The 3,944-nt window shown below is 34.6% G+C and carries 4 protein-coding genes; 2 read left to right on the plus strand and 2 right to left on the minus strand.

What is annotated here, in order from left to right; genetic code table 11:
* On the minus strand, window positions 1-1,599 hold a 1,599-nt coding region (locus F6K27_RS18550; protein ID WP_287279205.1), incomplete at its 3' end, for a substrate-binding domain-containing protein.
* A 313-nt stretch (window positions 1,600-1,912) separates the two neighbouring features.
* Window positions 1,913-2,308, minus strand: a complete 396-nt coding sequence (locus tag F6K27_RS18555; RefSeq protein ID WP_124145067.1) for a hypothetical protein — start codon at window positions 2,306-2,308, stop codon at window positions 1,913-1,915.
* Window positions 2,309-3,343: 1,035 nt separating this feature from the next.
* Between F6K27_RS18555 and F6K27_RS18560 the strand changes: the two genes are divergently transcribed.
* Complete coding sequence (locus F6K27_RS18560) at window positions 3,344-3,493, plus strand: chlorophyll a/b-binding protein (protein WP_205127370.1); 150 nt, start codon at window positions 3,344-3,346, stop codon at window positions 3,491-3,493.
* A 284-nt stretch (window positions 3,494-3,777) separates the two neighbouring features.
* Entirely contained in the window at window positions 3,778-3,927 is a 150-nt protein-coding gene (locus tag F6K27_RS18565) for a chlorophyll a/b-binding protein (RefSeq protein ID WP_287279206.1), read from the plus strand.
* Window positions 3,928-3,944 lie beyond the last annotated feature (17 nt).

The raw sequence follows: 3,944 nt of genomic DNA on the forward strand, positions 1-3,944 counted from the left end.
TTTGTCTGCTTGTGGAACTGACCAAGTTGCTAATCCACTTTGATTTGGCTGTGCTGTGAGGTTAATTTCACTATTTTTGGAGTGATTTGCCCATGCTGCTAATAATCCTGCGACTCCTAATCCTCCTGCTATTGGTGCTATTGGTATGCCATCTGTTGGAGTTGTTTGATTTCCATCAGGGGGAGTTGTTGCTTTATCTGTAGTATCTACCCCTACTTTTGGTGTTGATATCTCTTTATTTTCATTTCCATCAACTGGAGTGGCAGTTTCTATATCTTTTTTTGCTGAATCACCTCCACGCCCTCTCTGTAGTCCCCAAATTAAGGCTCCTAGTAAAGGAATTCCTAACAGAAAAAGGAGCCACCAGGGGAATCCTTCTGTTTCTGTTTCCTGGCTGATATCATTTGGTAATAGTGCACTATCTGATTGAGCGGGACTAGATGAATCTACTGCCTCTGAAGAGTTTGCTTCATTGACTGTGGAAGTATTTGGACTGGGTGCTGTTACTACTGCCCCCGGAGCTGCTGAGTCTACCTCTGGTGAGTTTGCTGCTGTCTCAGTTTGAGTATCTGAATTGTTTGTCGTTACCACTCCAGGGGAAATAGCAGCATCTGTTTCCCCTGAGTCCACCTCTGGTGAGTTTGCTGCTGTCTCAGTTTGAGTATCTGAATTGTTTGTCGTTGCTGCTCCAGGAGAAATAGTAGATTCTGTTTCCCCTTCTTGAGCTAATGCTGCCACAACTTCTTGACCAATTTTAGAAGTAACTAAACCCATAAATGCTAGAACTTCTGGAGGAGCAGCATCTTTGTTATAAATATAGTTACGGGGTTGAGAATATGGGTAACGAGGATCGTCTGGTAGGGTTTTGTGCATCTGAATGACCCGAACATTTCCCTTATTCATGACTTGGTCGGCGATCGCATAACTAATTCCATCTTTACCAAGTTCTTTTATGACTGCTGCTGTATCATCCTGAGATATCTGAGTAGTGTTACTTCCTGTCTGAAATGGACTTTTTTTAAACACTTCATAACTTTTGAGAGCTTCTCTGGTATCACTAAACTCTGGGCGATCAAGAAAGCGAATTGGGATTTGAGACCCACCTATTTCTGACCAGTTTGTGATTTCTCCCCGGAGTATTTTGGCAAATTGCTCAAATGAGAGATTTTCTGAAAATGGATTTTCAGGACTAACTATCACAGCAATTTTGCCACGCTCAATAGGAACTTCAACTAATCCTTGCTCTTTTTCCTGAGCAGTTAATGGACGTCCTATTGCGGCTATATCTGTTTCTCCTTTTCGGAGTGCTTCTAATACTTCACTGGTATCACCTGCTGCTAGTTCAACTTGAGCGTCTGGAAATTTTTCTTCGTAACGCTGTTTGAGTGATCGATTAATGACTGTCATACTATTAGAGCCATGTAATCTGATTTTTGTACCACTTGGCAGGGATTCAGGTAATGAGTAGACAGTATTTGAGTTGACGGATTGAGCTAGGATAATATTAGATATATTAGTAGCTGCTAAGGGCTTGGGAGTAGCAGTTAAGGTTAGCAATACTACTGATATTTGAAATAATTTTTTGCTAGATGAAGACATTTTTATCTGGCTTTTAGGTTGACAAAATATGGTTAAATTAACCTTTAGTAATTAGCCTTCAACTTGAATATAATTTACCTATCAGCTATTAGTTTTTTACTAATAAGTTTACAGTTAATTTTTTTTCCAACTGAAGGCTAAGTTCCTTATGAATGATTTTTGTAATTACATCCTCAGTTAGCTTTTGACTGAGATTTTTTTCAATCTAAATACATATATTTTGATCAATATAGTATTGATTATTTATATGTAAAGTTAAAATAAAGCAATAGTGCTTTTTGAAATTTATGACTCTTGGTTCAGAAAAAATAATTCACATTTTAACTATAGAAATTGTCAATTCTCCTTGATTATCATCAATATAACTATCGAAGAAAAAAGCACAAAGGTTTGTTGTTTGCACTACTTCTAAAGTTAATGTATCGTCATCACCATTCAAAGTTGACCAAGTAGCTTCAACCTCCAAGTTAGTTTTTTTATTAATGAACTTGCCACCATAAATCCACAACATAACCATGGGTTCACCAACATTATTTTCATCGTTGCGGTATCCAAACAAACCACTACGGATTCTAATTACATATATCCCTGGTTCTAATTTTGTCGAAACTGCTGTTTCTTCCTGTATCTGTCGCATAGCTTCAGCGTCAAGGACATAACAGTTTTTTTTGCTGTCAATCTTCAGATCCGTAACTGTACAACCTTCCATATTTTTTTCTATTTCCTACTAAAATTTTTTCGTCTTCTCAACTAAGGCCACTGCTAGTATAAATTTTCTAAAATATGTATAAATACAAGTGTCCAAAAATTCATAACAGACAAAATGGCTACTTTAGTCGAAGAATTACTTTGCGATCGGACTCAATAGTTAGTTTACACCTATTTGTAGCTTTAATGGTGTTGTTGTCCTATCAATTTTTTTTTGATCCAAATTTAGTTCTGATAGCATTAAGTTAATATTAATTGATACTTATTCAATACATTGAAAATACATTGAAAATTTTCAAAAAAACTATTAGTATTTTTCTGATTTGACTATGATTTTACCTCAATAAATCCTGTCATATTTGCCAAAATTGATTAGCTATAAATATTTCATAATTCTAGTTTATATAGAATATCAAATACAGAATAATATATAAACCACTAACTACACACCTATAAATTATTGATTTTTTTTTACTAATTGATATGATTTTATATCTATTCAATAGACCTCTGGTGATAATTAATCTCAAACCCTTGTTATACCTGGGCAAAAACTTAGTTTGCACCAAATGTCTAAGATCAAATATTTAATTTAGGTATAAAGTAAACTAGAATTTTTTTACTTTGATCCCTTTCTCCGATCAATTTATTTATAATTGATGTTTAAAATTATGAATTTATAGATTGGCAAAAATATTTTGGCGTGGCACTGACCATGACAATAAGTAGAGATACTATGTGAGACTAGATTCGGCAATCGCTAATCAGTATACTTATTATTTTATCGGAGTAATCGCAATTTCAGATGAGGCTGTATAGAATTATGAAATTCATTAATTTATCCGTCTTTAATCTGCATTAAGCTACAGTCAATTATTCTTACAATCTTATTTATATGCAGCTTCACATTAAATTTGTATTCAACATAGAAGTCCATCTACTAATTGTCTAGACAAATAAAAATATTAAGTAATGTTGTCATCTTTGAATTTTTGCGTTAAGTTATATTACATAAGCTTGAAATAAAACGAGGTTAATGGTCATGGAAAATCAAGAGAAAAAAATGGGCTTCACCGATTTTGCAGAAGCTTGGAATGGTCGCCTGGCAATGTTAGGCTTTGTCATTGGTATTGCCACTGAATACTTCACAGGTCAAGGTATCCTTTCTCAACTTGGCTTAATGTAATTAATTGTTCCTTTTCATATAGCATTTGCCTGAATATCGTCATTGCAATAATAGGAAGTAATCTCAATAACTTAGGAGATTGCTTTCCTTGCCTAATGCTGGGCAAACCTTTCACTCTGTCCCAGTCACAACGATTTGGGTACAGTTATTATTCAGATTTTATCTCAATAACTTTTCTGTTGTATTTACCGAAAAAAATGACGAATCAAAATATTAAGTAATGTTGTCATTTTTGAATTTTTGCGTTAAGTTATATTACATAAGCTTGAAATAAAACGAGATTAATGGTCATGGAAAATCAAGAGAAAAAAGTAGGCTTCACCGATTTTGCAGAAGCTTGGAATGGTCGCCTGGCAATGTTAGGCTTTGTCATTGGTATTGCCACTGAATACTTCACAGGTCAAGGTATCCTTTCTCAACTTGGCTTAATGTAATTAATTGTTCCTTTTCA

The sequence above is a fragment of the Okeania sp. SIO2F5 genome, assembly GCF_010692685.1.
Taxonomy (GTDB): domain Bacteria; phylum Cyanobacteriota; class Cyanobacteriia; order Cyanobacteriales; family Microcoleaceae; genus Okeania; species Okeania hirsuta.

What these genes read in the sequence shown, in the direction of transcription:
- F6K27_RS18555 (WP_124145067.1), bottom strand. Translation starts at nt 2,308, where the DNA reads ATGGAAGGTTGTACAGTTACGGATCTGAAGATTGACAGCAAAAAAAAC.
- F6K27_RS18560 (WP_205127370.1), top strand. Translation starts at nt 3,344, where the DNA reads ATGGTCATGGAAAATCAAGAGAAAAAAATGGGCTTCACCGATTTTGCA.
- F6K27_RS18565 (WP_287279206.1), top strand. Translation starts at nt 3,778, where the DNA reads ATGGTCATGGAAAATCAAGAGAAAAAAGTAGGCTTCACCGATTTTGCA.